This window comes from Rufibacter latericius (assembly GCF_003721515.1).
In the GTDB taxonomy this organism is placed as follows: domain Bacteria; phylum Bacteroidota; class Bacteroidia; order Cytophagales; family Hymenobacteraceae; genus Nibribacter; species Nibribacter latericius.
The window spans coordinates 57,072-82,095 of sequence record NZ_RJJD01000003.1; the positions used below are offsets into that span (position 1 = coordinate 57,072).

General features: G+C 49.1%; 19 protein-coding genes. 14 read left to right on the forward strand and 5 right to left on the reverse strand.

Annotated features, from left to right (window positions below):
- The first annotated feature begins 4 nt into the window (after positions 1-4).
- The 6 genes from EFB08_RS05925 to EFB08_RS05950 all read left to right on the forward strand — a co-directional run bounded on the left by EFB08_RS05925 (position 5) and on the right by EFB08_RS05950 (position 8,275).
- On the forward strand, positions 5-346 hold the full coding sequence (locus EFB08_RS05925) for a tetratricopeptide repeat protein (RefSeq protein ID WP_123126028.1): 342 nt from the start codon (positions 5-7) through the stop codon (positions 344-346).
- Positions 347-615: 269 nt separating this feature from the next.
- On the forward strand, positions 616-1,404 hold the full coding sequence (locus EFB08_RS05930) for a transporter (protein WP_123126029.1): 789 nt from the start codon (positions 616-618) through the stop codon (positions 1,402-1,404).
- 209 nt (positions 1,405-1,613) lie between these two features.
- The gene (locus EFB08_RS05935; protein WP_165864811.1) at positions 1,614-2,924 is read left to right on the forward strand and encodes a TolC family protein; all 1,311 of its coding nucleotides are present in this window, start codon (positions 1,614-1,616) and stop codon (positions 2,922-2,924) included.
- 38 nt (positions 2,925-2,962) lie between these two features.
- Entirely contained in the window at positions 2,963-4,072 is a 1,110-nt protein-coding gene (locus tag EFB08_RS05940; protein WP_123126031.1) for an efflux RND transporter periplasmic adaptor subunit, read from the forward strand.
- Between the two features lie 109 nt (positions 4,073-4,181).
- On the forward strand, positions 4,182-7,322 hold the full coding sequence (locus EFB08_RS05945) for an efflux RND transporter permease subunit (RefSeq protein ID WP_123126032.1): 3,141 nt from the start codon (positions 4,182-4,184) through the stop codon (positions 7,320-7,322).
- Positions 7,323-7,582: 260 nt separating this feature from the next.
- Positions 7,583-8,275: a hypothetical protein gene (locus tag EFB08_RS05950; RefSeq protein ID WP_123126033.1), complete on the forward strand. Its 693-nt coding sequence runs from the start codon at positions 7,583-7,585 to the stop codon at positions 8,273-8,275.
- A gap of 201 nt (positions 8,276-8,476) precedes the next feature.
- Here the strand turns inward: EFB08_RS05950 and EFB08_RS05955 are convergent, their stop codons facing one another.
- Positions 8,477-9,844 (reverse strand): sensor histidine kinase, encoded by a 1,368-nt coding sequence (locus EFB08_RS05955; protein ID WP_123126034.1) that lies wholly within the window; start codon positions 9,842-9,844, stop codon positions 8,477-8,479.
- Entirely contained in the window at positions 9,841-10,524 is a 684-nt protein-coding gene (locus EFB08_RS05960; RefSeq protein WP_123126035.1) for a response regulator transcription factor, read from the reverse strand. The genes EFB08_RS05955 and EFB08_RS05960 overlap by 4 nt, the downstream gene beginning before the upstream one ends.
- Before the next feature lie 243 nt (positions 10,525-10,767).
- Between EFB08_RS05960 and EFB08_RS05965 the strand changes: the two genes are divergently transcribed.
- Positions 10,768-12,744, forward strand: coding sequence for a sialate O-acetylesterase (locus EFB08_RS05965; RefSeq protein WP_193553960.1), 1,977 nt, complete (start codon positions 10,768-10,770; stop codon positions 12,742-12,744).
- A gap of 136 nt (positions 12,745-12,880) precedes the next feature.
- Here EFB08_RS05965 and EFB08_RS05970 read toward each other — a convergent pair whose 3' ends face one another.
- A complete protein-coding gene (locus EFB08_RS05970) occupies positions 12,881-13,867 on the reverse strand; it encodes a GlxA family transcriptional regulator (RefSeq protein ID WP_123126036.1) in 987 nt (328 codons plus the stop codon).
- A gap of 234 nt (positions 13,868-14,101) precedes the next feature.
- Between EFB08_RS05970 and EFB08_RS05975 the strand changes: the two genes are divergently transcribed.
- The 4 genes from EFB08_RS05975 (at position 14,102) to EFB08_RS05990 (ending at position 16,230) form a co-directional block, all read left to right on the forward strand.
- On the forward strand, positions 14,102-14,554 hold the full coding sequence (locus EFB08_RS05975) for an SRPBCC family protein (protein WP_123126037.1): 453 nt from the start codon (positions 14,102-14,104) through the stop codon (positions 14,552-14,554).
- Positions 14,555-14,566: 12 nt separating this feature from the next.
- Entirely contained in the window at positions 14,567-15,115 is a 549-nt protein-coding gene (locus EFB08_RS05980; RefSeq protein WP_123126038.1) for an SRPBCC family protein, read from the forward strand.
- A 7-nt stretch (positions 15,116-15,122) separates the two neighbouring features.
- Positions 15,123-15,593 carry a VOC family protein gene (locus tag EFB08_RS05985; protein ID WP_123126039.1) on the forward strand — a complete coding sequence of 157 codons (471 nt, stop codon included), beginning with the start codon at positions 15,123-15,125 and terminating at the stop codon, positions 15,591-15,593.
- Between the two features lie 103 nt (positions 15,594-15,696).
- A complete protein-coding gene (locus EFB08_RS05990; RefSeq protein WP_123126040.1) occupies positions 15,697-16,230 on the forward strand; it encodes an SRPBCC family protein in 534 nt (177 codons plus the stop codon).
- Between the two features lie 185 nt (positions 16,231-16,415).
- Here the strand turns inward: EFB08_RS05990 and EFB08_RS05995 are convergent, their stop codons facing one another.
- Positions 16,416-17,018, reverse strand: coding sequence for a porin family protein (locus EFB08_RS05995; protein ID WP_165864812.1), 603 nt, complete (start codon positions 17,016-17,018; stop codon positions 16,416-16,418).
- Positions 17,019-17,713: 695 nt separating this feature from the next.
- On the opposite strand from EFB08_RS05995, the gene EFB08_RS06000 reads away from it, so the two are divergent.
- Both EFB08_RS06000 and EFB08_RS06005 read left to right on the forward strand, forming a co-directional pair.
- Positions 17,714-18,586: an arylamine N-acetyltransferase family protein gene (locus EFB08_RS06000; protein ID WP_123126042.1), complete on the forward strand. Its 873-nt coding sequence runs from the start codon at positions 17,714-17,716 to the stop codon at positions 18,584-18,586.
- A gap of 292 nt (positions 18,587-18,878) precedes the next feature.
- Positions 18,879-19,616, forward strand: a complete 738-nt coding sequence (locus tag EFB08_RS06005) for a ThuA domain-containing protein (RefSeq protein WP_227006235.1) — start codon at positions 18,879-18,881, stop codon at positions 19,614-19,616.
- A 206-nt stretch (positions 19,617-19,822) separates the two neighbouring features.
- Here the strand turns inward: EFB08_RS06005 and EFB08_RS06010 are convergent, their stop codons facing one another.
- The gene (locus tag EFB08_RS06010; RefSeq protein WP_123126044.1) at positions 19,823-22,645 is read right to left on the reverse strand and encodes a DUF4961 domain-containing protein; all 2,823 of its coding nucleotides are present in this window, start codon (positions 22,643-22,645) and stop codon (positions 19,823-19,825) included.
- A gap of 220 nt (positions 22,646-22,865) precedes the next feature.
- Between EFB08_RS06010 and EFB08_RS06015 the strand changes: the two genes are divergently transcribed.
- The gene (locus tag EFB08_RS06015) at positions 22,866-24,860 is read left to right on the forward strand and encodes an alpha amylase C-terminal domain-containing protein (RefSeq protein WP_317125584.1); all 1,995 of its coding nucleotides are present in this window, start codon (positions 22,866-22,868) and stop codon (positions 24,858-24,860) included.
- Positions 24,861-25,024 lie beyond the last annotated feature (164 nt).

The window sequence follows — 25,024 nt, forward strand, 5'->3', positions numbered from 1 at the left end:
TCAAATGGAAACGACCAACAGCAGATTGACGCAACTCCTGACCTTCTATGAAGAAGATCCGAACGATCCGTTCACTATGTACGCCATCGCGACGGAGTACCGTCCCACAGACCCCGCCAAGGCGCGCTTCTTCTACGAAAAACTGCTGGCCGAACATCCAGAGTATGTAGGCACCTACTACCACGCAGCCAGTCTCTATCTGCAGCTAGAGGAGCCGGAGCTTGCCAAACAGGCGTACCAGAAAGGCATGCAGGTGAGCCGGCAGTCGGGCCAACTCCACGCCTTCTCCGAGTTGCAGCAGGCCTACAACAAGATGATGGGTTTAGATTACGAAGATGATGAATAAATAGTTGGCATGCATACTATTTTTACGATTTAAGCCCGATTTACCCAAATCAATTTAAAAATCGGCAGAAAAGGCGCTTTCACTCCAGTAAACAACAGGCTCTTTACCCTGTGGGCTACTGGTGGTGTAAGCGTTTTTTTTCTTTTATGGGTCTGGCCTTTCCTAGCATTTTGCCTACGTTCTAATTTCCCTTAATTTTATTTTAGACAAACCTAAACTTTTAATTAGGTTTATCTGTACCTTAAGGGTGAATTCAAACGCTGAGGCCTATGAAAACCTTTACCCTACTCACTTTGCTGCTGCTTCCTTCTTTGTGTTTCGGCCAGGCAGTTCTGGATAGCACAAAGGCCCATTCTCCCCTTCAGACCGACCGTCCTGACCAGACGGAGGCATCCAGCGTTGTCCCGAGGGGCACTTTCCAGTTTGAGAATGGTTTTCAGAAACAGGTCACAAATCAGAAAGGCCTTAGGTCTGAAGAGTACTTGTACCCCTCCACCCTGATCCGTTGGGGGGTGCTGGACCGAATGGAACTGCGCCTGATCACGGAGCTGCGCCAAAGCAGATTAAACCAGGAAAGAAGCCGCCTGAGAGCCGCGGGTCTCAATGCTATTGCGGTGGGCACCAAAATCTATGTAACCGAGGAGAAAGGTCTTTTGCCCGAGATTTCCTTTATTGGCCACCTCACGCTGCCATCCGGCTCCTCAGAATTCAGGCCGGCGTTTGTGGCCCCAGAAATCAGGTTTTCTTTGTCCCACACCCTCACCGATAAACTCAGTTTGGGCTATAACCTGGGTTATGAATGGGATGGAGACACTCCTACCGGAACAGGCATCTATACCCTGGCCTTGGGAACTGATTTCTCTGATAGGTGGGGCAGTTACATTGAGCTGTTCGGTGAAAAACCCGAGAACCTGAATTGGAGCCATTCGGCTGATGGAGGCATCACGTTCTCGCCATGGTACAACATCCAGTTTGATTTTTCAGCAGCCATCGGGATCTCAGAAAATGCTCCAGACTACTACCTGGGCGCCGGCATGAGTTTCAGGATTCCCAGGTGAAACACCTAATGTGATGTATGGCTGTGCAGAAGAGGTCTTTGCAGGGCTAAAGGAAAAATAATTTGTATAATACGGCATCAAATAACGAGAAACCTGTACTTTAGAGCACTTCATAGCCCCATCTTCCCTCTCTAATCACTTTCTAATCTGGCTCTAATCAGCCTCTAATCTGGGCACTCTACTTTTGGACATTCTTAAACAGAATGCTCATGTTGAAACCCAAATTGATTTTTTTGCACTTCCTGCTGGCCTTTACCCTCCAGCCGGTACTTGCGCAACGTACCCTAACTCCCGCCAACCAAACCTTTGCGACTTCAGACTCGCTCCGTCTCACGCTCTCTGAGGCAGAACAGCTCTTTCAGGAACGAAACATCCCGCTGTTGGCACAGAAATCTGCCATTGAGGCTTCCCGTGCGGCTATTATTCAAGCCAGATTGTTTGAGAATCCTACCCTGAGCATAGACCAAGGTATCTATAACCCTACCAACAGCCGGTACTTTGACCTGTCTAAACAAGGACAGACCTACATGCAAGTAGATCAGCTCTTTTACCTGGCCGGAAAAAGAAACAAACGGGTACAGGTAGAGCAACTGAATACCCAGCTCACCGAGCAAGCCTATTTTGATTTGCTTCGCACCTTGCGCTTTGCCCTGCGCACCAGTTTCATTGAATTGCATTACAAACTACAGGGCTACCAAGTATTGCAGGAAAGAACCCAGGCGGTGCAGCGGCTGGTCACGGCCTTAGACGGACAATACAAAAAGGGCAACATTCCTTTAAAAGAGATCACCAGACTTAAAGCACTATCCTTTCAACTAGGCAACCAACAGTTGAGTTTGCTGAATGAGATACAGGAAGAGCAAGCGGAATTAAGGCTGCTCACTGGCACACCCGCCAAGACGGCAATGGTACCCGTGGTAGATGAAACAGCCCTCACCCATACCAAAGGAGATCAACTCTCTTATTTACAATTACTGGAAACCGCCCAGGAAAACCGCTTCGATTTGAAATCCGCTGAAACGGACGTGCAGTTACAGCAAGCTAACCTGAAATTACAGAAAGCGCTGGCAGTACCAGACCTAATGGTAGGAGCGAATTATGACCGCCAGAGCAACTTCATCCGAGATTATGTGGGGTTGAACCTGTCCATGCCGCTCCCGCTTTGGAACCGCAACCAGGGAAACATTAAAATGGCGAAACATGAAATAGAACGCAGTCAGCAACTTTTGACCCAACAGCAATTGATAGTGGAGAATGAAGTCATGCAGGCGTACCAAAAAGCTCAGGAAGCACAGAAGTTCTACGCCTCCTTTGACCCCAACTTCCGGCAAGACTTCGACCGGCTACTGGAAGGCGTCACCTCCAGCTTTGTGCGCCGCAACATCAGCCTCATTGAGTTCCTTGATTACTATGAGACCTATACTGATAGTATTACCCAACTGCTGGAACTCAGCACCAATCGGTTACGCACCCTGGAGGAAATCAACTTCGCCGTGGGCAAGCCGGTCATCACTTACTAAGTCAACCCTCCCTATCATCTCCCAATACTTGAAAGTATATGAAAAGAATAGCAGTACTTCCGCTTCTTACCTTGCTAAGTGGAACAGCCCTCTTCACTTCCTGCTCGGAAGAAAAGAAATCCCTCGCCTCCTCTCCCCTGGCTCCTCATGAGCTATGCCTGACAGACACGCTCTCCAACTTAGTAAGAATGGATACTGCCCGGCTTCAGCAAGTGGCGAACCAATTGCAGTTAGCCGGTAGAATTGCCTTGGATGAAAAGAAAGTGTTCAAGGTGTTTCCGTTGGTAGGTGGCCACGTGCAAACCGTAAAAGTAGAACTGGGCGATTACGTACAGAAAGGCCAGACGCTGGCTGTAATCAGAAGTGGTGAGATCGCTGAATTTGAGCAGCAACGCATTGCCGGACAATCTGCACAGCTTGTGGCGCAGAAAAACCTGGAAGTAGCCAAAGACATGCTCGCTTCGGGCCTTATTTCTGAAAAAGAGCTTCTTTCTGCCCAGCAGGAAAAGAAGAATGCTGACGCGGAAGTCCAACGCCTGAAGCAGATCTATGGCATCTACAGCATTGGCAAGGGCTCAGAGTACGTGGTGAAAGCCCCCTCTGCCGGATTCGTGGTAGAGAAAAACATCAACGCTGATATGCAGATCCGGTCAGACAATGACACCAACATTTTCACCATTTCCAGCATGAACGAGATCTTGGTCATGGCCAACGTATTTGAGTCTGATATCTCTAAAATCAAAGAAGGCTATGAGGCCGAGGTGACCACGCTCAGCTACCCAGACAAGGTATTTAAAGGCAAAATAGACCGCATCTTCAACGTGCTGGACCCCGAGACCCGCACCATGAAAGTACGAGTGCGCCTGGTCAATCCAGACTTCTCCCTGAAACCCGAGATGTTCGCCAACATACGGTTGAAATACCCAGATGGAGACCACCAGTTGGCAATTCCTGCCCAATCCATTGTCTTTGATCAGGGCAAAAACTTCGTGATGGTGTACCGCAAGCGTTGTGATGTGGAAATGAGGGAAGTTCAGATCTCCAAAACTGTAGGCCAAACTGCTTACCTCAAAAACGGCCTTAAAGAAGGAGAAAGCGTCATCAGTAAGTACCCGCTGTTGGTGTACAATGCCTCCAAAGCAAAATAAACGCACCAGCGTTTTGTGCCTCTTTTCTTAAAAACGGCTGCAAACTCAAATTGTCGGGCACTCTGTGTCTGGCATTGGGTAACCTACGTCCTAGTTATTCAGAATTGCCATGAATTCATTTATCAAAAATATAATCGGGTTCTCGCTCAAGAATCGGTTCCTAGTCTTTTTCATCACCGCGGGCATTGTGGTGGCAGGTATCTTCAGCTTCCTGCACACGCCCATTGAGGCGTTCCCTGATGTGACCAACACCCGGGTGCAGATCATCACCCAATGGCCCGGCCGCAGCGCAGAGGAAGTAGAGAAATTCGTGACCATTCCCATTGAGGTGGAGATGAACGTGGTACCTAAAAAGACCAGCCTGCGGTCTATCTCGCTTTTCGGGTTGTCTGTGGTGACCATGATCTTTGAAGACGAGGTAGACGATTTCCATGCGCGTCAGTTGGTGGCCAATCAATTGGCAACCGTGAACTTGCCCGAGGGCATTGACGCCGAAATGCAGCCCTCCGCGGGGCCTACCGGCGAGATCTTCCGCTACACCCTGGAAAGCAAAACCAAGGATGTACGCGAACTTAAAACCATTCAGGACTGGGTGATCGATCGCAAGCTGAAAGGCGTGCCCGGGATTGCCGATGTAGTGAGCTTTGGGGGAGAAGTAAAGACCTACGAGGTGAGCGTAGACCCCAGCCTGATTGGGAAATACAACATCACCGCGCCCGACGTGTACGAGGCCATTGCCAAGAGCAACCTCAACGTGGGCGGCGATGTGATCGAGAAGAACGGCCAGGCCTACGTGGTGCGGGGCATCGGGCAACTCAACAACATTGAGGAGATTGAAAACGTGATGGTCACCGACCGCAACGGCGTACCCGTGCTCATCCGGAACGTGGCTACGGTGACAGAATCGCACTTGCCTAACCTAGGTTATGTGGGTCGGGACGAGCAAACCAATCTGGTCGAAGGCATTGTGGTGATGCGCAAAAACGAGAACCCCAGCGAAGTGCTGGCCTCGCTTAAAAACAAGATCACCGAACTGAACGAGCAGGTGCTGCCTGATGATGTGCAGATCAAACCTTTCTATGACCGCTCAGACCTGATTGGCTTCACCACTAAAACGGTATCGCACAACTTACTGGAAGGGATTGTACTGGTGACGGCCATCGTGTTCCTGTTCATGGCCGATTGGCGCACGACCATCACGGTGGCTATCATTATTCCGTTAGCCTTGCTCTTTGCATTCGTATGTATGCGTCTCAAAGGCATGTCAGCGAACCTGCTGTCCATGGGGGCCATTGACTTCGGGATTATCATTGACGGAGCCGTGGTGATGGTGGAAGGCCTCTTTGTGGTGCTGGATAAAAAGGCACATGAGGTAGGTATGGCCCGCTATAATCTGCTTTCCAAGCGCGGCATCATTAAAAAAACCGCCATTGATCTGGGGAAATCTATTTTCTTTTCTAAGCTAATCATCATCACCGCCCTGCTGCCCATTTTTGCATTCCAGAAGGTGGAAGGAAAAATGTTCTCGCCGTTGGCCTACACATTGGGCTTTGCCTTGCTGGGTGCATTGTTCTTTACCCTCACGCTGGTGCCCGTGCTTTCCAGCATGCTTTTGAACAAAAACGTGCGGGAGAAAAACAATCCTTTTGTGAACTTCCTGAACAAGTACGTTTATAAAGGCTTCAGCTTCACTTACAAGCACAAGCGAGCAAGCCTGATAGTGGCGTTGGCCATCATGGCGGCGGGGCTTTTCACCTTCAAGTTCCTGGGCTCGGAGTTTCTGCCGCAGCTGAACGAAGGAGCGGTATACGTGCGGGCCAGCATGCCCATGAGTACTTCCCTGAAACAGTCCATAGAAATGTCAGAGAAGATCAGGAAAACCATCGGTTCTTTTGACGAGGTGAAACAGGTAATGTCACAAACGGGCCGGCCTAATGACGGAACGGACCCCACCGGTTTCTTCAACATAGAGATGCACGTAGACCTGAAGCCCAAAGAGAACTGGCAGCGGAAAGTAAGCAAAGAAGAACTCATCAGTGAAATGCAGACCAAGTTGGCGGCATACCAAGGCATCAGCTTTAACTTCTCGCAACCCATCATGGACAACGTGGAAGAAGCAGTGTCCGGGGTGAAAGGCTCCATGGCTGTGAAAGTGTTCGGCGATAACCTGCAACAATTGGAGGTGGTAGGCGAAAAGGTCTACAACGTCCTTAACAAGATTGAAGGGATTGATGACCTTGGCGTGATCAACTTAATCGGGCAGCCCGAAATGCAGATTGAACTGGACCAGCAGCGCATGGCTTCTTACGGCGTCTCCACCGCCGATGCGCAGGCCGTGATTGAGATGGCCATTGGCGGGAAAGGTGCCAGCAGCCTCTACGAAGGCGAGCGCAGGTTTGCTATCAGAATACGCTACCAACAGGAGTTCCGGAATAACGAGGAGCAGTTAGAGAACCTTCGGGTTCCCACCAGCCATGGCGGCAACATCTCCCTGAAGGAAATCGCCCGGATCAGTAGCGTGACCGGTCCTGCCTTTGTGTACCGCGAAGACAACGCCCGCTTTATTGCTGTGAAGTTCTCGGTACGAGGCCGTGACCTGGGCAGCACCATTAAGGAGGCGCAGGAAAAAGTAATCCAAAACGTAAAGCTGGACAAAAGCATGCACCTGGAGTGGAAAGGCGAATTTGAGAACCAGATCCGCGCCACCGACCGCCTGATGCAAGTGGTGCCGGTGAGTCTGGTGCTCATCTTCCTGATCTTGTTTGCTTTGTTCGGCAACGGGAAAGACGCGGCGCTGGTGATCCTGAACGTGCCCTTCGCCCTAATTGGCGGTATTCTAGCCCTACTGATTACCCATACCAATTTCAGTATCTCAGCAGGGGTTGGTTTTATCGCTCTTTTCGGAATATGCGTGCAAAACGGGGTCATCCTAATCTCGGTTTTCAAGAAGAACCTTTTAGAGGATATGCCGCTAGCCAAAGCCATTAAGGAGGGCGTGAAAGAACGCACCCGTCCGGTGGTGATGACGGCCATGATGGCGGCCATCGGACTACTTCCCGCGGCCCTTTCCACCGGCATTGGTTCCGAGACCCAGAAACCCTTGGCCATTGTGGTGATTGGCGGTCTTATCAGCGCTACCATTCTAACCTTGCTCATTTTTCCGCTGCTTTTTGACAGCGTTTATAAAAGAACACTCAAGAAACGGAACACATCCCGCGTAGCTCGGAATGCAGGTGCCGTGCCCGCTTAGTTTTAATAGGTTAAACTGTTTGGTTATTGTTCCGTGCTTGAGTGAATCGGGGTGGCTTTGTGCCGCCCCGGTTATTTTAGACTAGTTCTTTTTTCGGTGTTTTTATCAAATAAGGCTTTAAACGCACGGTAGGTTATCAGGAGTGATTTAAGGAATATTTTGTCCAAATAATTCAAGTTTTATATCAGGTTCATATTCTCCTAAAGGTACCCCTATTAGCAAATATTTCATTTATCCAACTCTACTTTCAAAGAATCTATATGGAAACTCTAATTGAGAAATACAACAATCTCCAAAAGCAAATTCTAAGCGAGGTTGGTTTAAAGTGGAAGGTAGATGAGGGAAATCCATTATCAAGAGAAGAATTACAAGACTATTACTACCTTGGTAAATATGTAAATTTAGATATTCTTCACAATTCCATCTACCTGATTGACGTGGGTGAATTAGTTAAAAAGAACTTTCTGAAATTTGGGTTGGAAGCACCCTCAAGGCAAGCAGAAGTAGGTGGGCGTTATTTAAGGCTGTATGGACTTTTAAGTGCCGTTTATCAGCAAAAGTTGGCCGTTGAAAACCTATTGGAGCTTTACAAGATGGAGGAAAAGGAAAAAATCTCTTCTGGTTTGAATAGCTCTTCTCTTATAAACCTTTGTAACAAACTTGGAGCTCACGCTACTCATTTCAGAAGCAACCTGGCTGGATTTAAAAATCAGTTTAGGTTTTATGAGTTTTCCAGGCAAGATCTGGAGAATAACAAAATTAAACTACTGGTAAAAAAATACGAGTTTGAGAATTACGATCTTCTAGAGGACTTAAAACACTTTAACAAAAAAGTAGAATTAACTTTATCATTCATGATTAGTCAAATTCTAAAAAACTCATTTAACAATCAAGGTGAGTACTATAAACAATACCTTGGTATTGAGAAGCAAAAGGATAGTATCTCTACATAAATCCACTTACTAGTAGCTTCAAAAAAGTTCTCAATTATTACTATTTATTATGCTTAGTCTTAACCATGCTCCTCTTCTCTTATGAACACTCTTATGAACATTAACTGAAGCAGGAACAATTTAGGAATAACGGCTCCAAGCCACCTAAATTTATTAATCTATTTTGAGCCTTATTTTCAGATTTTAGGCCTAAAACAGTAATTAGTAGGCTACAGGAAATATAAGCCTTACGGTGGTTCCTTTCTGTAAAGAAGAGTCGATTTGAATGGAGCCGCTATGCAGCCGCAAAATCTTTTCGGTCATGGCCAAGCCGATTCCCGTTCCGGTGCGGGTGCGGGCGTTTTGGGCCCGGTAAAACGGCTCCAAAACTCTGCTCAGTTCTTGTTCTGGAATACCTATTCCCTTGTCCTGGACCTGCACCATTACCTGCTGCTCCTGTAAAATAAGAGTAACAATCACCTCTTTGTGGTCTGAGAACTTGGAGGCATTTTCCAGCACGTTCTTCAAGGCAATCTGCAACAGGTTCCGGTTTCCCCAAACCGTTATTAAATCAGGATTATCGGGCAAAGCCGATAAGTCCAGTTGTATCTGGTTCTGGGGTAGCAACTGATTCAAATTTGCCTTCACCTCCAGCAAAACTTCATCTAGGCGTACTAGTTCTTGCCGAACGGCTTGCTCATCAAACCCCGTCTGGGCCAGCAAAATTAAGTCAGAGGTAAGCTTTTCCAGCCGCTCTGTTTCTTTCTGCAGGGTTTCCAGTGATTGTTTGTATTCCTTAGGTGAACGGTCTTTCAGTAACGTCACTTCCAACTCTCCCCTGATGGCAGTCAAGGGGTTGCGGAGTTCATGGGAGGCATTCGCGATAAAGCTTTTCTGCATGTAAAAGGAAGTCTCCAGGCGATCCAGCATCTGATTGAAGGTTTGCACCAGATTTCCTATCTCGTCACGGTTCTCCCGCTCCGGTACCCGCAAATGAAGGTTGGAGGCCCTGATCTTGTTCACTTCCTGTACTATAGACACGATGGGCTGCAAGACCTTTCTAGCAAAGAAATGGCCCGCAACCACCATGACCAGGATGCCAATCAGAACACTGGTGAGCAGTATTTCCTGCAGGTTTCGGAGCTTGCTTGTTCCGGTTACATCCACCGCGGAGACAATGATATAGAAGTTGCCTTGGTTGTCCTCATACCATAGCCCCACCCCCTGTTTGTTTCCCTGCCAAAACTCGGTTTTTTTGTTTTTATCTATTTCGTCAAATACGCGGCCAGGAACTGAAAGCCTCCGGGCTTCCGGCGTCACTTGCGGGGTTCGGGCGCGGTTATAGATGGTGAGCGTTTCCTCAGACAGGCTCTGAAGGTATTTTCGCTGCACCTTCTTCATACTAGCGACACTGAGCTCGTCCCGCTCAAGGTACATTTGCGCCGAGATGACGCCTCGGTCCATCAATCGCTGGAAGAACTGACGCCGGGTATATTGCTCCGCGAAAAAGTAAATGATGATGCCCATGAAGATGAGCACCGCCGTGGTAAGCCCGGAAAAAATGAGGGTGAGTTGATTCCGGAAATTCACGCGTCCTCCGGTTTCTTAAGGATGTACCCCATGCCCACCACCGTATGAATTAATTTAGTGGGGAATTCTTTGTCAATCTTGTTGCGGAGGTAATTTACGTATACATCCACCACATTGGAGCCCAAATCAAAATTCAGGTCCCACACGTTTTCCAGCAGATCAATCCTGGACAATACTTTCCCTTGCCGCTTCATGAAATACTCCAGCAAGGCAAATTCGCGGGCAGTAAGGTTAATCAATTTTCCGTCTCGGGTGACCTCTTTGGTATCCAGGTTCAGTTGCAGATCACCGACCTGCAATAGATTGCTGGAGGAAGAGGATTCTCCCCGTCGGGCCAAAGCCCTTACCCGCGCTACCAATTCTTTAAATTTAAAAGGCTTAGTCAAATAATCATCGGCCCCGGCTTCTAATCCGTCTACAATGTCGTCAGTTGCTCCCAAGGCGGTCAGCAACAGCATGGGGGTTTTGATTTGCTCTTGCCGCAGTTGTCGGCAAAGGTCCAGCCCGCTCAGGTGAGGCATGATGATGTCCAGCACAATGACCTGGTACTCGTTCTGCAGGGCCAACCGTTTACCGGTAAGTCCATCATAGGCCACTTCCACTTCAAACGTCTGTTCCTGAAGACCTCTTTTAATAAATGCCGCCACGTTAGGCTCATCTTCAATGACCAGTATTCTCATAGATTAATGCTTGCCTGTTTGAACTGCTAAAACAAAAGTAAACTTAAAATGCCCTCGTCCTTTGCTTTATGGCTATTTTCTGAAAAATGGGCTGTAAACAGCATTCTTATTTTCTTTTTCTGTAGAAGCGAAAAGAATATTCTTCCATTTATGGGAAATTAGAAGGAAGACTGGTAAATTCAATGCCAACGTTGGCTTAACCATAGGCCAATTTCAAACCAGACTTTCAATCTATCTTCCCTCATGAATCTACACCAGAAAACAAAAATCTCGCTGCTGGGGCTGCTTCTCATGGCCTCCCTCCCTTCCTTAAGCCAAGTGCGCCTGCCCAAACTGGTCAGCGACGGCATGGTGCTGCAGCGCGACAAAGAAATAAAACTGTGGGGCTGGGCCGGTAAGAACGAAGCGATTTCAGGCAGTTTTAACCAAAAGGACTTTAAAACGAAAGCAGACGCGGAAGGTAACTGGCAGGTGACTTTGCCCGCCCAGAAAGCCGGTGGCCCTTATACCATGACCCTGCGGGCAAGCAACACCATTACCCTGAACGATATTCTGGTGGGCGACTTATGGGTGTGCTCAGGCCAATCCAACATGGAAACACCTATGAGCCGGGTTGCCCCTTTGTACAAAGAGGAGATCGCCACAGCGGCTAACTCACAGATCCGGTATTTCGAGGTTCCCAAAAACCCTGACTACACCGGTCCCCGTCAAGACCTGGAAAAAGGCAGCTGGCAAACCGTGACCCCCAAGACCATCCACGGTTTCTCTGCGTTGGCCTATTTCTTTGCCAAAGAGCTGCAGGAGAAGTACAAGGTTCCCATTGGGTTGGTCAATGCCAGCCTGGGAGGCTCTCCTGCCGAAGCCTGGATCAGCGAAGAGTCCATTAAAGCGTTCCCTACCCACTACCAGGAGGCCCAACGCTTCAAAGACAAGGAGCTTATCGCCCAGATTGAGAAAACAAACAGCGAAATGAACCGGGCCTGGTACACCCAGCTCCGGCAGAACGACGAGGGCTTTAAGCAGAAAGATCGTCCCTGGACCAGCCCCGACCTGCCTACCGCTGATTGGAGCACCATGAAAATACCCGGCTATTGGGCAGACCAGCCGCTGGGTCCGATGAATGGCGTAGTTTGGTTCAGAAAAGACATCCAGGTGCCAGCGGCCATGGTAGGTAAACCCGCGTACCTGCTGCTGGGAACTATTGTGGATGCAGACTCTACGTTTATTAACGGCGTGTTTGTGGGCACCACCGGGTACCAATATCCGCCCAGAAGGTATGACGTACCGGCCACGGTTCTGAAAGAAGGAAAGAATACATTAGTCGTGCGTGTCATCAGTAACGGTGGCCGGGGTGGTTTTGTGGAAGACAAGCCGTATTCAATTGCCGCCGGCGGCACCACCATCGACCTGAAGGGAGAATGGAAATACAAATTGGGTGCCCGCATGGAGCCCATGGGCAGCCAAGTCAATGTTCGGATGAAGCCTACTGGCCTGTTCAATGCCATGATCGCTCCACTGCGGAATTACCAAATTAAAGGCGTGATCTGGTACCAAGGCGAGTCTAACGCGGGCCGGCCCGAAGAATACCGCACCTTGTTCCCCACGCTTATCAAAGACTGGAGAAACTTCTGGAACCAAGGGAATTTTCCTTTTGTGTTTGTGCAGCTCCCCAACTTCATGAAAGCCCAACCGCAACCCAGTGAAAGTGGCTGGGCGATGACCCGCGAAGCGCAGGCCGGTGCCCTGGCCCTGCCCAACACCGCGATGGCCGTCGCCATTGACCTGGGTGAATGGAACGACATCCACCCATTGAACAAGAAAGATGTGGCCCATCGGGTGGCGCTGGCGGTGCAACCACTGGCATACGGTGCCAAAAACCTGGTCTCCTCGGGCCCCACGTTCAAATCCATGCGGAAGGATGGCAACAAGATCATCTTGTCTTTCACCAATACCGGCAGTGGCTTGGTGGCCAAAGGCGGAGGAGAGCTGAAGTATTTTGCGGTGGCTGGCGCAGACAAGAAATTCAAATGGGCCAAAGCGCAGATCAAAGGAAACCAAGTGATCGTCTGGAGTGACGAGATCGCCTCGCCCGAGGCGGTGCGCTACGCCTGGGCAGACAACCCCGAGGGCGCTAACCTCTACAACAAAGAAGATTTGCCCGCCGCCCCTTTCAGAACCGACAGCCCCGCACCTGTAACCAAAGCAGAAGGAATTAAATAAAACTTCCTGGTGGACTTAAAAAGCCCGTTGGGCGCTTAGAACGGAACCAAAACCCTGCTAAGCACCCAACGGGCTTTTTATTGGACACAAGGGGAACAAACCTTTTGTTTAATTTTGTGGCCCTCAAAACATTAACTTAGGCCAGTTCCATGGCCTCTTTGTTGTATTTGTTTCGGTACTCCAGCGGAGAGATGCCGGTAATTTTCTTGAAGGTGGTTCTAAACGCCTTGGTGTCTGAGTAGCCCACTGAGTACATGACTTCGTTCACGTTTTCGCGGGAGGTCTCCAGCCCGATTTTGGCAGCTTCAATCTTTACGCGCTGAATGTACTCTATCACCGTGTTGGAGGTGGCTTTCTTGAAACGGCGCTCAAAATTGCGGCGGCCCAGGAAAGACATGTCGGCGAGTTCTTCTACCGTGATCTTGTTCTGAAAATTCTGCTCAATGAACTCCTGTGCTTTCCGGATGGGTTCGTCTTGGTGCTCCTTCTGGCCGTGGAAAATAATGAAAGGTGACTGGCTGTTGCGGTCAATGTCAATCTCAAAGATCTTGGAGGACCGCACCGCCATGTTGCGGCCGGCAAACTTCTCCACCAGGTACAGGATGAGGTTCAGGGATGAATAGGCACCGCCGCTGGTGTAAATGCCGCCTTCATCGGTGATGATCTTGTAGGGCAGTAGGTGCACGTCGGGGAACATCTGCCGGAACTCCTCGGCGGCCAGCCAATGCGTGGTACAACTTCGGCCCTTCAGCAAACCCGTAGATGCCAGGATAAAGGCCCCAATGCAAAGCGACACCACCTCAGCCCCGTTCTTGTATTGCCGAACAATCCAGGGGACAAAGTCTTTGTTTGCCTCAATTACCTTGTGCATCTCACCGTGTACCGCCGGAATGATGATCAGGTCGGTTTTGACGGTGTCCTGCACCACCAGTTCGGGGGTAATGCTAAACAGCCCATTGGTGATTCTGGTGTCTCTGGAGAGCCCCAAAAGCTGCACTTTAAACAACGGAGCCTTGCCCGTGCGCTCCAGAGCCTCATTGACCTTGGAGAACATCTTGTAGGTTGCCTCGATATTGCTAAAACTAATATCGCCTTCGGGAATGAGGATGGAGATGTGCTTCATGATTACAAGTTAAAAAGGTTTGTTGTCGTAATCAACCCCTTGAAATGTCGCATTCACCCACGTTTAGATTGGGTAAATCTCTGTAGGTTTGTCATATATAATTCCGCTATATTAAGGGATGTGAAAACCCCTTTACCCAGGCAAGAACCGTTTAGAGGGTGTTTTCTAAAAACGGGCTCTTAAAGGAAAAATGCCGCCATAGGAAGTAATTATTCAACAAACCAGATAAAAGCCATGGAAAAAACCACCATCAAAAAAGAAATTGACATCAATGCTCCTAAAGAAAAAGTGTGGAATATTCTGCTGGAGGATCAGTACGTCCGGCAATGGTACGCGGCCTTCAGTGAAGGGGCCTTTGCCGAAACCGATTGGCAGTTGGGCAGCAAGGTTCTCTTTAAAGATACCACTAACAACGGCATGATAGCTAAAGTAGTGGAAAATACGCCCAACGAGCTCTTGTCTGTAAGCTACGAAGGACTGCTGGTCAACGGCGAGGAAGATACCCAGAGCGATGACGCCAAAGCCGTACAAGGCGGCTATGAAACCTACCGGTTGCTTGATTCTGTCGGAGGAACCCAGTTAGCCATTGAAGGAGACATGACCCCGGAATACTTCGACATGATGTCAGAGGCCTGGGATAAGGCTTTGCTTAAAATAAAGGAATTGGCCGAAGTTCACGCCAACTAAGTTCTGCTGCCTATGATCCTCTTAAAGAAAGTTTTGCTTGGAGCAGCCCTCCTGGTGGCCGCTTTGTTGGTGGGAGCCTTGTTCGTTTCCCGTGAGTACCACATTGAACGCGAGATTGTCATCAACCAGCCTAAAGATCAGGTTTTCAATTATATAAAGCACCTCAAAAACCAGGATTACTACAGCAAATGGGTGATGAAGGACCCCGAGATGAAAAAAAGCTTCCGAGGTACCGACGGATCGGTGGGCTTTGTTTACGCCTGGGACGGCAACGATGACGCCGGCAAAGGCGAGCAGGAAATCAAGAACATTGTTCCCGGCGAAAAGCTGGATATTGAGATCAGGTTCCAGAAACCGATGGAAGTAAATGCCCGCACGCCTTTTACCACCACCGCGGTTTCAGAGAACCAAACCAAAGTAACCTGGGGAATGTCGGGCGGCAACCCCTACCCTTTTAACCTGATGCACCTCATCATGGACCCGCTGTTGGGCAAGGACATTGAAACCAGCCTTATCACCCTGAAAGGAATACTTGAAAAGGAACAACTAACCTCAAACTAACTTTACCATGGTTACCGTACACCCTTACCTCAATTTCGATGGCAACACCGAAGAAGCTTTCCTGTTCTACAAATCTGTTTTCGGGGGCGAGTTCATCACCTTGCAGCGGTTCAAAGACGTGGGTGATTCAAGCCGAATCCCGGCGGATGTACAGGAGAAGATCATGCACATTGCCTTACCTATTGGCCAGGGAACCATTCTCATGGGCACAGACTCCCTTGAATCGATGGGCCATAAACTAACTCCCGGCAACAATTTCCACCTTTCGCTCAACACCGAAAGCCGGGAAGAAGCAGACCAGATTTATGCTAGTCTATCGGCGGGTGGTCAGGCCAACATGCCCATGGCGAAAACCTTCTGGGGTTCCTACTTTGGCATGCTCACCGACCCCTTCGGCGTACAATGGATGGTAAGCTATGAAGAAGAAACCCAAGCCAAGACCGGCCAAACGGCCGAAACCCAATTCGCCCAACATTAATCCTGGAATTTAGAGGAGGTTCTGTTGAAAAAGGAAGGCTGCTTTAAGTTTCTTTTCCAGAAAACCACCTGAAAACGCAAAAACAAGCCAAAGTCTAAAGTACATGAAAGATAACGCAGATACCGTTTCAAAACCCGAGGTAGATGCCCTGGTGATCACCCATAAAATAGCGGCCTCCCGCGAATTGGTTTGGCAAGCCTGGACCCAGGAAGAACACCTTCTTCATTGGTGGGGGCCTAAAGGTTTTACGTTAGGCGTAAAGCAGTTTGAATTAAAACCGGGCGGCACTTTTCATTACAGCATGCAGGTAGGCGAAAAACCAAAAATGTGGGGCAAATTCGTGTACCAGGAAATTCAGGCTCCCGAGCGATTGGTCTTCCTCAACTCCTTCGCTGACGAGGAAGGCTCCATTCTGCGGGCACCGTTCAGTTCTACTTGGCCCCTTGAAATGCTCAATGTACTTACCCTAACCGAGGCGAACGGGATTACCACCCTTACGTTGAAGGGTACTCCTTACAATGCCTCTGAAGAAGAAAACGCAACCTATATTGCCGGTATTGAATCTATGCAACAAGGTTTTAAAGGTACCTTCGAAAACCTGATCTCTTACCTAAACCAGATCAACTCAGCGAAGTAGCCTTCCTATCAGACTCCTTTAAGTAATAGAGCCGTTTAGCACCTGATTTTTGTAAAACAGGCGTTAAACGGCTCTACTTTTTTACCTCAGGCTCCAAAAGAAGGCAGGAAAAAGCCCTGTGTTTAGGGTCTGTTTTCAGGAAAACAGACCCTAAACACAGGGCCCAAAAGTAAGAAAAGCGGCGGTTAGTTCCCGATGATCTTATATCCAAGGCTCAGGATAACTTGCTTGTTTCTGAAGTCTACGCTACCGGTGTTAGGGTCTGTGTAGGAGCGGTTCAGGCTTTCGTAACGAACATCGGCGGTAAGCCGGGAAATGTCTACGCCGGCGCCAATCTGGTACCCCCAATCGGCGGAGTTGAAGGAATCTTTATAATCCTCTGCATCGAAATCGCTTTTGATGAGCACAGAGGCCACGGGGCCAGCATATGCCCGAAGGAAAAGGAGTTTGTAGCCCACCAGTATCGGAAGATCAAGATTGGTGAAGCCCATTTCTTTTACCGTAGTGGCATTGGCACCGCTATTGTCATCGGGTACCTGAAACTTGCCTCCAGAGGAAGAAAGCACCAGTTCCGGCTGAAGAATGAATCCGGAGAGGTTGAACCGGGTAAACACGCCAGCATGGAAACCGGTGATGTTATCTTCTTCCTTGAATTGGGTATAGATAGAATTGGCACTCGGATTCTTCGTGTCTATGCTGGAAGAACTAACCCCTGCTTTTAAGCCCAAGGTAAAGACTTGAGCGTGGGCCATGAGGCCCGAGGAAAGCAGTACTACAAGTAAAAGCAAATGTTTTTTCATAATCAGTAAAATTAGAACGGTTTAACTGAGGCTAAATAACGGCTTGCCTGACTTAAATCCAAATACGGGAAACCGCACCCCGTTTTACGGGCGTTTTTCAAGAAAGGACCTTGAAACAGATGAATTCCTTTAAAATCAATATTACTATCTAGGCACAACTTCCCTCAATTTACCTCCTTTGGCACCTTTGCCGGGATGTTTTGAATTCCCTTGTATAAGAAGAGAAATCTTCCTTCAAAAAGAACTTACTGTCTACCCACTTAAAATATGTAGGTATTCCATTCTCAAGAGTTGGTATCCAGCAGCCACCTAAATCCCTTCCTTTCATCTGATCTGTTGCACGAATCCTATAAATTGTTCTTTCATAAATTTAACATAGTCAATAAACTTTTACACATTTAACAGCTTCCTTGAACGAGGAGAGGAACTTTCTCAAGGAATTTTCAATTATTGTTATAAAATTTCAATTAATCTTTCTATCTTAGGAGTAGGGATATTTCTTCTTTCTAAAAGAAACCTAGGTAAAAGGCTTCTTTTAGCTTTTCCTTGGAATAGCGCAATCCCTTGTTTTCTCCTTTCTTAAGCTTCTGGCTGGATGGCTCTGATTATCTGGGTAGAAGTAGATTAATTTCCCCGCTAACCTATTCTAAAAAGCAATACACGACCCTTTATTCCTGAAACACATGAAATCAACTACTCCAATCGCACCTGAAAAGACATTCTTCAAGATCAAAAAGGACGGCATTGATCTGGAGCGTTATTTTAAACGAATCAACTATACCGGGGCGCTTTCCCCAACTGTAGAAACGCTGCAGCAGTTGCATTACCAGCACGCCGTTTCCATTCCATTTGAAAATCTGAATCCCTTTCTGAAACAGCCGGTACCCCTAGACATGGAGTCTTTGCAGCGGAAACTAGTGGAGGAAAACCGGGGTGGTTATTGCTTTGAGCAGAACCTACTGTTTGCCGAAGTCCTCAGGAGCCTGGGCTTTCAGGTAAGAGGTTTGGCCGCCCGGGTGCTTTGGAATGTTCCCGCGGGCGTCACCACGGCGCGTGGCCACATGCTGCTGCTGGTTCAGGCCGAAGGAGAAGCCTTTTTAGCCGATGTTGGTTTTGGAGGTCTGACTTTAACCGCGCCAGTCAAACTATATGAACAGAAAGAACAACAAACACCGCATGAAACCTTTAGGGTAGTACCGGTAGAAGACGAGTTTGTTTTACAGGCAAAGATCCAGGGAAACTGGAAGCCATTGTACCGAATCGGGTTACAGGAACAGTTTACCCCCGACTATGAGATGGCCAACTGGTTTACCTCTACCCACCCCCGCTCACCTTTTGTGAACGGCCTGATGTTCGCCAAAACCACTCCAGAAGCCCGCTACGGCCTCCGGAACTATGAATTGAGCATCCACTACACCAACGGCATCACCGAAAAGCAGGTACTATCTAATCCAGGTCAGGTGAAAACCGTCATTGAGGAGGTGTTTAAGATTCCCCTTCCCACTACCCAGGAACTGGACCAAGCCCTTCACCTGATCATGCAACCGCTGGATTAGGTTGGGCTCTATTTGAAATTCTTTTATTTAGGACCCTTTCTTTTCTGCTAACCAAAGCGAAAGCCCTATTATGGGGTTCCTTTCAGATTTTATCTACTAAACCCTCAGGCCCCGCCGGAACCATTAAAGAAGTTCTGCCGGGGCCTGAAACTTTTTTTATTCCTTGGTCTGGGTCTGTTCATTTGTTTTAAGGGTTACTTTTTGCAAATCAGGCTAAAAATGGGTAGACTTATCACAGACTATCCACAGGCTTTTTCCGGTTGGGAAAAGCGAAATGAACCTTACCCTCTTTATGAAACAACTGTACCTTCTTCTGGTTCTCAGCCTCTGCTTCTTCACCAATTGCTCCTCTGAAAACGGCCTGGGTGCCAGTTCCAAGGGACCTTCCGTTCTGGTATTCTATAAAACAGCGGGGTTTTACCACACCTCCATTCCTGCAGGTTTGGCAGCGATTCAGAAACTAGGGAGGGAAAACGGATTCAAGGTAGATACGACCAAGAACGCAGCGGTATTCGTACCCGATACCCTTAAGAAATACAAAGCCGTTCTTTTCCTGAGTACTACGCAGGATGTCTTGAACGATGCCCAACAAGGTGCTTTTGAGCAATTCATCAAAGCTGGCGGAGGCTTTGTAGGGGTCCACGCCGCCACTGACACCGAGTACAACTGGCCTTGGTACAACCAATTGGTGGGCGCCTATTTTGAAAGCCATCCTGAGATCCAGAACGCCACCATCCAGATACTGGACAAAAACCACGCCTCCACTTCGTTTCTCCCAGCTCGGTGGGACCGTCGGGATGAGTGGTACAATTTCAAAAGCATCAATCCGCAGATAAAGGTTCTGGCTACCCTGGATGAGACCACTTACAAAGGAGGAAAAAACGGTGCTAATCACCCAATTGCCTGGTACCACACCTTTGACGGCGGAAAGGTTTTCTACACCGCATGTGGCCACACAGATGAAAGCTACCAGGAGCCTCTATTCCTTCGGCACCTTCTAGGCGGCATTCAATACGTCTTAAAAGATTGAATTTTGAGGTTAATAAAATAGGCAAGTTTTTAAATGAAAGAGGGCCTTTGCTACCATAGCAAAGGCCCTCTTTCATTTAAAGCCCCAAAAGCTTCTCAAATCCTAAACTTCGACCGAATGTTTAAGGGCTGTTTTACTGAAAGAAGGCCTTAAACATAAAGCTGAATCAAGAAACTGAAATCCTTTGCATGCCCAAAACAGCCTGGTTACTGCACTACCACTTGAATGGTGTTGGCGGAAGTACCCGTGATAAGTTTGCAGAAGTACATTCCGGGAGCCAGGCGCTTTCCGGTGCCGGTAGTGAGAGTCTGGGTAATTGAGTGCGCTCCGGCGGCTTGTTTCCCCACTGACCGATTGATCACCAAACGACCCAATTGGTCAAAAACCTGCAAAGACACCTCGGCAGCGGAAACCAGTTGGTAGCGCACCGTCACTTCTCCTGTTCTGGAAGGATTCGGGAACGCCACTACTCCTTTGGCCAGGGCATCTTTCTCTCCCTTGGAGCTCAACAAAATGCTGGCGTTAGATAGGCGCTTGGTGGTGTACACGCGGTATTCACCGGGCTGTAGCGTAATGGCTTGGTTTACATTGGTCACGTTCAGGGCCTCGCCAGTTACGAAATCATACCAGGTGCCCGTGTACTGAAACTTGGGGTCTATGTTGCCAGGGGTCACTCCGAAGTTCCCCAAAATAGCCACGTTCATGTCCGGATCCTGGATGTGGATGGTTTTGAGGGTTCCGGCTAAGTTCAAGGTATAGTTCCCGGATTCAAAGGCGGGTTGGTTTATCTTCAGCTTGATGAGCGCGGCGTACACGTTGTAGAGTTTCTTGCGCTCGGCGTCTTGGTAATAATTCCACAGGATGGGTTTGTTACCGGTTCGGCCGTTCTCATTGATAGAGACATCGTAACCTAACTCCCCAAACTGCCACACCATTTTAGGTCCGGGAATGGTGAAGAAGAAAGCCGCCGCCAATTGCATGCGCTGCAAAGCGGTAGCAAGCGTCTTGACACTATAGGTTCCGGAGGTGACGCCGTTACGCAGGGCTTCCACCATCTGGCGCTCCTCATCGTGGCTTTCCATGTACCCTACCACGTGCGGGCTGGTCCAGCCGCGTTGTTTGTAGGAGATCCAGTTGAAGTTGGAGTTGGAGGTATTCCCCAGAATGGCCTCTTTGTAGTTTCCGTGCAGGTTGCCCCACAGCATCATGCCGTGGTTAGCCAAAACCGTTTCCTCGCTGTTTTCGGCAAAATGCTCCAGAATCACATAGGCGTTGTTGTCTACCGACCAGATGTGGTCCGCCATGCGCTTGAGCAAGTCAATCCGGGTTTGATCAAACCTTCCCCAGGCATCCACGCTCCCTAACGTTTGCTTTTGGGTAAAGCCTTTCGATAAATCGAAGCGATAGCCGTCTACCTTGTATTCCTTCAGCCAAAATTCGGTGACCCGATCTACAAAGTATTTGGTAGCGGCACTCTCATGGTTGAAGTCATGGCCCACGTTGTATTCATGCGTAGGGTCTGGGTTAAACCAGGGATTCTCCGGGGTAGTTTTACCAGTGGCGCTGTTATAGTACAGCTGCACCATGGGTGATTGGCCGAATGAATGGTTCAAGGCTATGTCCAGGATTACCGCCATTCCGCGGGCGTGAGCCTCGTCAATGAACCGCTTCAGCATTTCTTTAGGACCGTAATACTTGTCGGGCGCAAAGTAATAGACCGAGTTGTAGCCCCAGCTCAGGTTCCCTTCAAATTCATGAATTGGCATCAGTTCGATGGCATTCACGCCCAAGCGCTGCAGGTAATTAAGGGTATCGGTGAGGGTTTTGTAATCGTGCTTGGCGATGAAATCACGCACCAGCAGTTCATAGATCACCAAATCTGTTTTCTTTGGCCTGGAATAGGAGGAGGCGGTCCAGTTAAAAGCCGATTGATTTGTCTGAAACACGGAAACCATGCCCGTTGCTTTTCCTACTGGGTACGCCTTCAGGTTGGGGTACGTCTCTGCAGTAAGGTACTGGTCTTCGTTAGGATCCAGGGTTTTCTGGGTATAAGGATCGCCTACCCGCAGGGTCTCATCTACCAAGTATTGATAAGCGTATTCCTGTCCTGCGGTAAGGTTGTCAATCTGTACCCAATACCGCGTTCCATCGGGCGTTTGGTTCATGGGCGTGGCACCCACGGTCCAATTATTGAAGTCTCCTACCACGTACACATTCTGCTTGAGGGGGGCATAAAAGTTCAACAACACACTGGTGGCATTGAGGTACGTCACCCCATCTTTGGCGTTTGCCGGAAGCGCCTGTACCATAGCCCCCTGCCGAACCACGAACGTGAATGAGTCTACCGCCGTCACGTTGCCGCTCTCGGCCACAATCTTCACCTTGTTGGAACCTGGGGTGGTCGCGATAACCTGGGCCTCCAGGGTTGTGGCCGAGGCTTCCTCTTTCACTTTCGCCCCGTTCACAAAGAGGCTGAGCTTGGAACTCACCGAGGAATTCCCCTTTACCTGAATGCTTTGGTCCTTGTTCACGAAAAGACCATTTTGGCCTACAACCGGTTGGGCGAAGGAAACACTGACCGCGCCCGATGCATAGATAGGTACTTTGATGTCCTTGCCCCCGGTGTCTTTTCCTTCTTTGCTTCCGTTGCCATTTCTGAAAACGAACATCAAAGCTTTGATCTCCTCATTTGCCGGAACGTTATAAAACGTCCTTGGGGTGAGGGTGATCTGGTAGCGGTTATTCCCCAAAGATGTCATCAAGGCCGCCGGTAAGTTGGTGGTCCAAGGGGCTTTCACATATTTCCAGTCCGCCTCCGAGGTACTGAGGTTGGTTAAGACACCTGTATGAGCGTAAATTGGTTCAGACACGTTCGCCAGTCCACCGGTACCTTTGGAAGCATCGAAAGTAATGGTTACAGGTTCATTATGGACCGGGAAAGCGGGAGACCAGGTTACCACCTGCGCTTGTACTCCTTGCACCAGCAGCAACACCAGTAACAAGCCAAGCAAACGGAACGTAGTTTTCATGCAATAGGCAGATTTAGTTTAATGAATGGGAAAGCGACTTCTTTACGAAATCGATTTCCTTGCGAATTTATTAAATTCTACCCATAACAGCATTAATTTATTACCAACTTTCCAGAACCCTAACCTAACCATGGACCTAAGTTGCACCTTACCGTATGGAAGTGTAACTTAACCCATTCCCAAACCCGCACCTATGCCTAAGGTAACTCCAACTCTACCCTTGCTACAATCCGACAGCTGGTTAACCCCGTACGCGCCACAGATCCTGCAACGACTGGCCCGGTTTGAACAGAACCAACAATCCATTGCAGAAGATTTTGGCTCTTTGCCAGAGTATGCCTCCTGGCACCACCAGATGGGCCTTCACTATGAACCGGAAAACAAGGGTTGGCGCTACCGCGAATGGGCTCCTGCCGCTCAGGCACTTTTCCTTATAGGAGATTTCAATTTCTGGGACCGCGGAGCGCATCCGCTGCAAAAGATTGGAAACGGAATCTGGGAGGTGTTTCTTCCAGAGAGCCAGGTGCAGGTGCAGCACGGCCATCGGTACAAAGTGCACGTTATCGGGGCCACCGGCGAGGGTCGGGACCGGGTTTCTCCTTTTACCTTCAGAGCCATCCAGGACCCAGAGACCTATGACTTCTCAGGGCAGTACTGGGCTCCGGAGGAATCCTTCTCCTGGACCGATGCCTCCTTTGAAAGCAATCAGCTCACGCAACCGCTCATATATGAGTGCCACGTGGGCATGGCGCAGGAGAAACACGGCGTAGGCACCTACCGCGAATTCGCCGACCATATTCTGCCCCGCGTGGCGGAGACGGGCTACAATTGCCTCCAGCTGATGGCCCTGATGGAACACCCGTATTACGGCTCCTTTGGTTACCACGTGTCTAACTTCTTCGCCCCTACCTCTAGGTTCGGTACTCCCGAGGATTTGAAGTATCTGGTCAACGAAGCGCATCGGCTGGGCATTTCCGTGGTGATGGATTTGATCCATGCCCATGCCGTGAAAAACGTAGCCGAAGGCCTTGCTGATTTTGACGGCTCGGGTGGTCAGTATTTTCACCAGGGACCACGCGGGCACCATCCGGGTTGGGATTCCAAGCTTTTCAATTACGGAATACCCGAGGTGCGTCGCTTCCTTCTCTCTAATGTGCGGTATTGGTTGGAAGAATTCCATATTGACGGATTCCGGTACGATGGGGTAACTTCCATGCTGTACCACCACCACGGCGAGGGCGTAGCGTTTGGCCATTATGACAACTATTTTGATACAAGTGTAGACGAAGACGCTATTCTTTACCTACAACTCGCCTCAGAGTTAACTCATGCCTTTACCCCCGGCGCCCTGCTCATTGCCGAGGACATGAGCGGCATGCCCGGCCTTTGCAGACCCATCCGTGAGGGAGGCATTGGGTTTGATTACCGCCTGGGCATGGGTATCCCAGATTACTGGATCAAAACCCTGAAACACAAACGCGACGAAGACTGGAACCTGGACGAAATCTGGCATGAACTCACGAATCGGCGCCTCGGCGAAAAAACTGTGGCGTACGCTGAATCACATGACCAATCGTTGGTAGGTGACAAAACTCTCGCTTTCTGGTTGATGGACAAAGACATGTACTTTCACATGCGAACCATTGACCAAAGTCCTGTGGTAGACCGCGGCGTGGCTCTGCATAAAATGATTCGGTTACTTACCATGTCCTTGGGCGGTGAGGCTTTCCTGACCTTCATGGGTAACGAGTTCGGGCACCCTGAGTGGGTGGATTTCCCAAGGTTGGGCAACAACTGGAGTTACCAGTACGCGCGCCGACAGTGGTCTTTGGTTGACAACCCAGATTTACGGTATCGCCACCTATGGCAGTTTGAAAAAGAAATGCTTTCCCTAGCCGAGGGATACGGATTACTGGAACACGGCCCTGCCCAGAAACTGCACCAGGACAACCACAACAACGTGCTTATTTACCAACGGGCCGGGTTAATCTTTCTGTTCAACTTTCACCCGCAGAATTCCGTCCCCGACTACCGGTTCCCGGTTCTGGCTCCCGGAAGCTACAGCCTGATCCTAACTTCTGACTCTCCTGAAACCGGAGGACATGACCGGGTAGATACTTCCATCCGGTACTTCACGGTTCCCACAAAGTATGGCCCAAGACTGAGCATTTACCTCCCCAACCGTACCGCCTTGGTTCTGAAAAGAGAGGACTAACCGTAAAATGCGCGGGATAAACAGGAGGTCGTTTAGAGGCTGTTTTCAGAAAACGGCTCCTAAACGACTTTCTGTATTATATGGCTTTACAAATGGAGGTAGAGGCCCTCAGCTTCCTTCCTGAATCTTTATAAAATGAAATGGATACTTGAAGCCCAACATGT

Coding starts and splice junctions, on each gene's coding strand:
- EFB08_RS05925 (WP_123126028.1), top strand. CDS start 5: ATGGAAACGACCAACAGCAGATTGACGCAACTCCTGACCTTCTATGAA.
- EFB08_RS05930 (WP_123126029.1), top strand. CDS start 616: ATGAAAACCTTTACCCTACTCACTTTGCTGCTGCTTCCTTCTTTGTGT.
- EFB08_RS05935 (WP_165864811.1), top strand. CDS start 1,614: ATGTTGAAACCCAAATTGATTTTTTTGCACTTCCTGCTGGCCTTTACC.
- EFB08_RS05940 (WP_123126031.1), top strand. CDS start 2,963: ATGAAAAGAATAGCAGTACTTCCGCTTCTTACCTTGCTAAGTGGAACA.
- EFB08_RS05945 (WP_123126032.1), top strand. CDS start 4,182: ATGAATTCATTTATCAAAAATATAATCGGGTTCTCGCTCAAGAATCGG.
- EFB08_RS05950 (WP_123126033.1), top strand. CDS start 7,583: ATGGAAACTCTAATTGAGAAATACAACAATCTCCAAAAGCAAATTCTA.
- EFB08_RS05960 (WP_123126035.1), bottom strand. CDS start 10,524: ATGAGAATACTGGTCATTGAAGATGAGCCTAACGTGGCGGCATTTATT.
- EFB08_RS05965 (WP_193553960.1), top strand. CDS start 10,768: ATGAATCTACACCAGAAAACAAAAATCTCGCTGCTGGGGCTGCTTCTC.
- EFB08_RS05970 (WP_123126036.1), bottom strand. CDS start 13,867: ATGAAGCACATCTCCATCCTCATTCCCGAAGGCGATATTAGTTTTAGC.
- EFB08_RS05975 (WP_123126037.1), top strand. CDS start 14,102: ATGGAAAAAACCACCATCAAAAAAGAAATTGACATCAATGCTCCTAAA.
- EFB08_RS05980 (WP_123126038.1), top strand. CDS start 14,567: ATGATCCTCTTAAAGAAAGTTTTGCTTGGAGCAGCCCTCCTGGTGGCC.
- EFB08_RS05985 (WP_123126039.1), top strand. CDS start 15,123: ATGGTTACCGTACACCCTTACCTCAATTTCGATGGCAACACCGAAGAA.
- EFB08_RS05990 (WP_123126040.1), top strand. CDS start 15,697: ATGAAAGATAACGCAGATACCGTTTCAAAACCCGAGGTAGATGCCCTG.
- EFB08_RS06000 (WP_123126042.1), top strand. CDS start 17,714: ATGAAATCAACTACTCCAATCGCACCTGAAAAGACATTCTTCAAGATC.
- EFB08_RS06005 (WP_227006235.1), top strand. CDS start 18,879: ATGAAACAACTGTACCTTCTTCTGGTTCTCAGCCTCTGCTTCTTCACC.
- EFB08_RS06010 (WP_123126044.1), bottom strand. CDS start 22,645: ATGAAAACTACGTTCCGTTTGCTTGGCTTGTTACTGGTGTTGCTGCTG.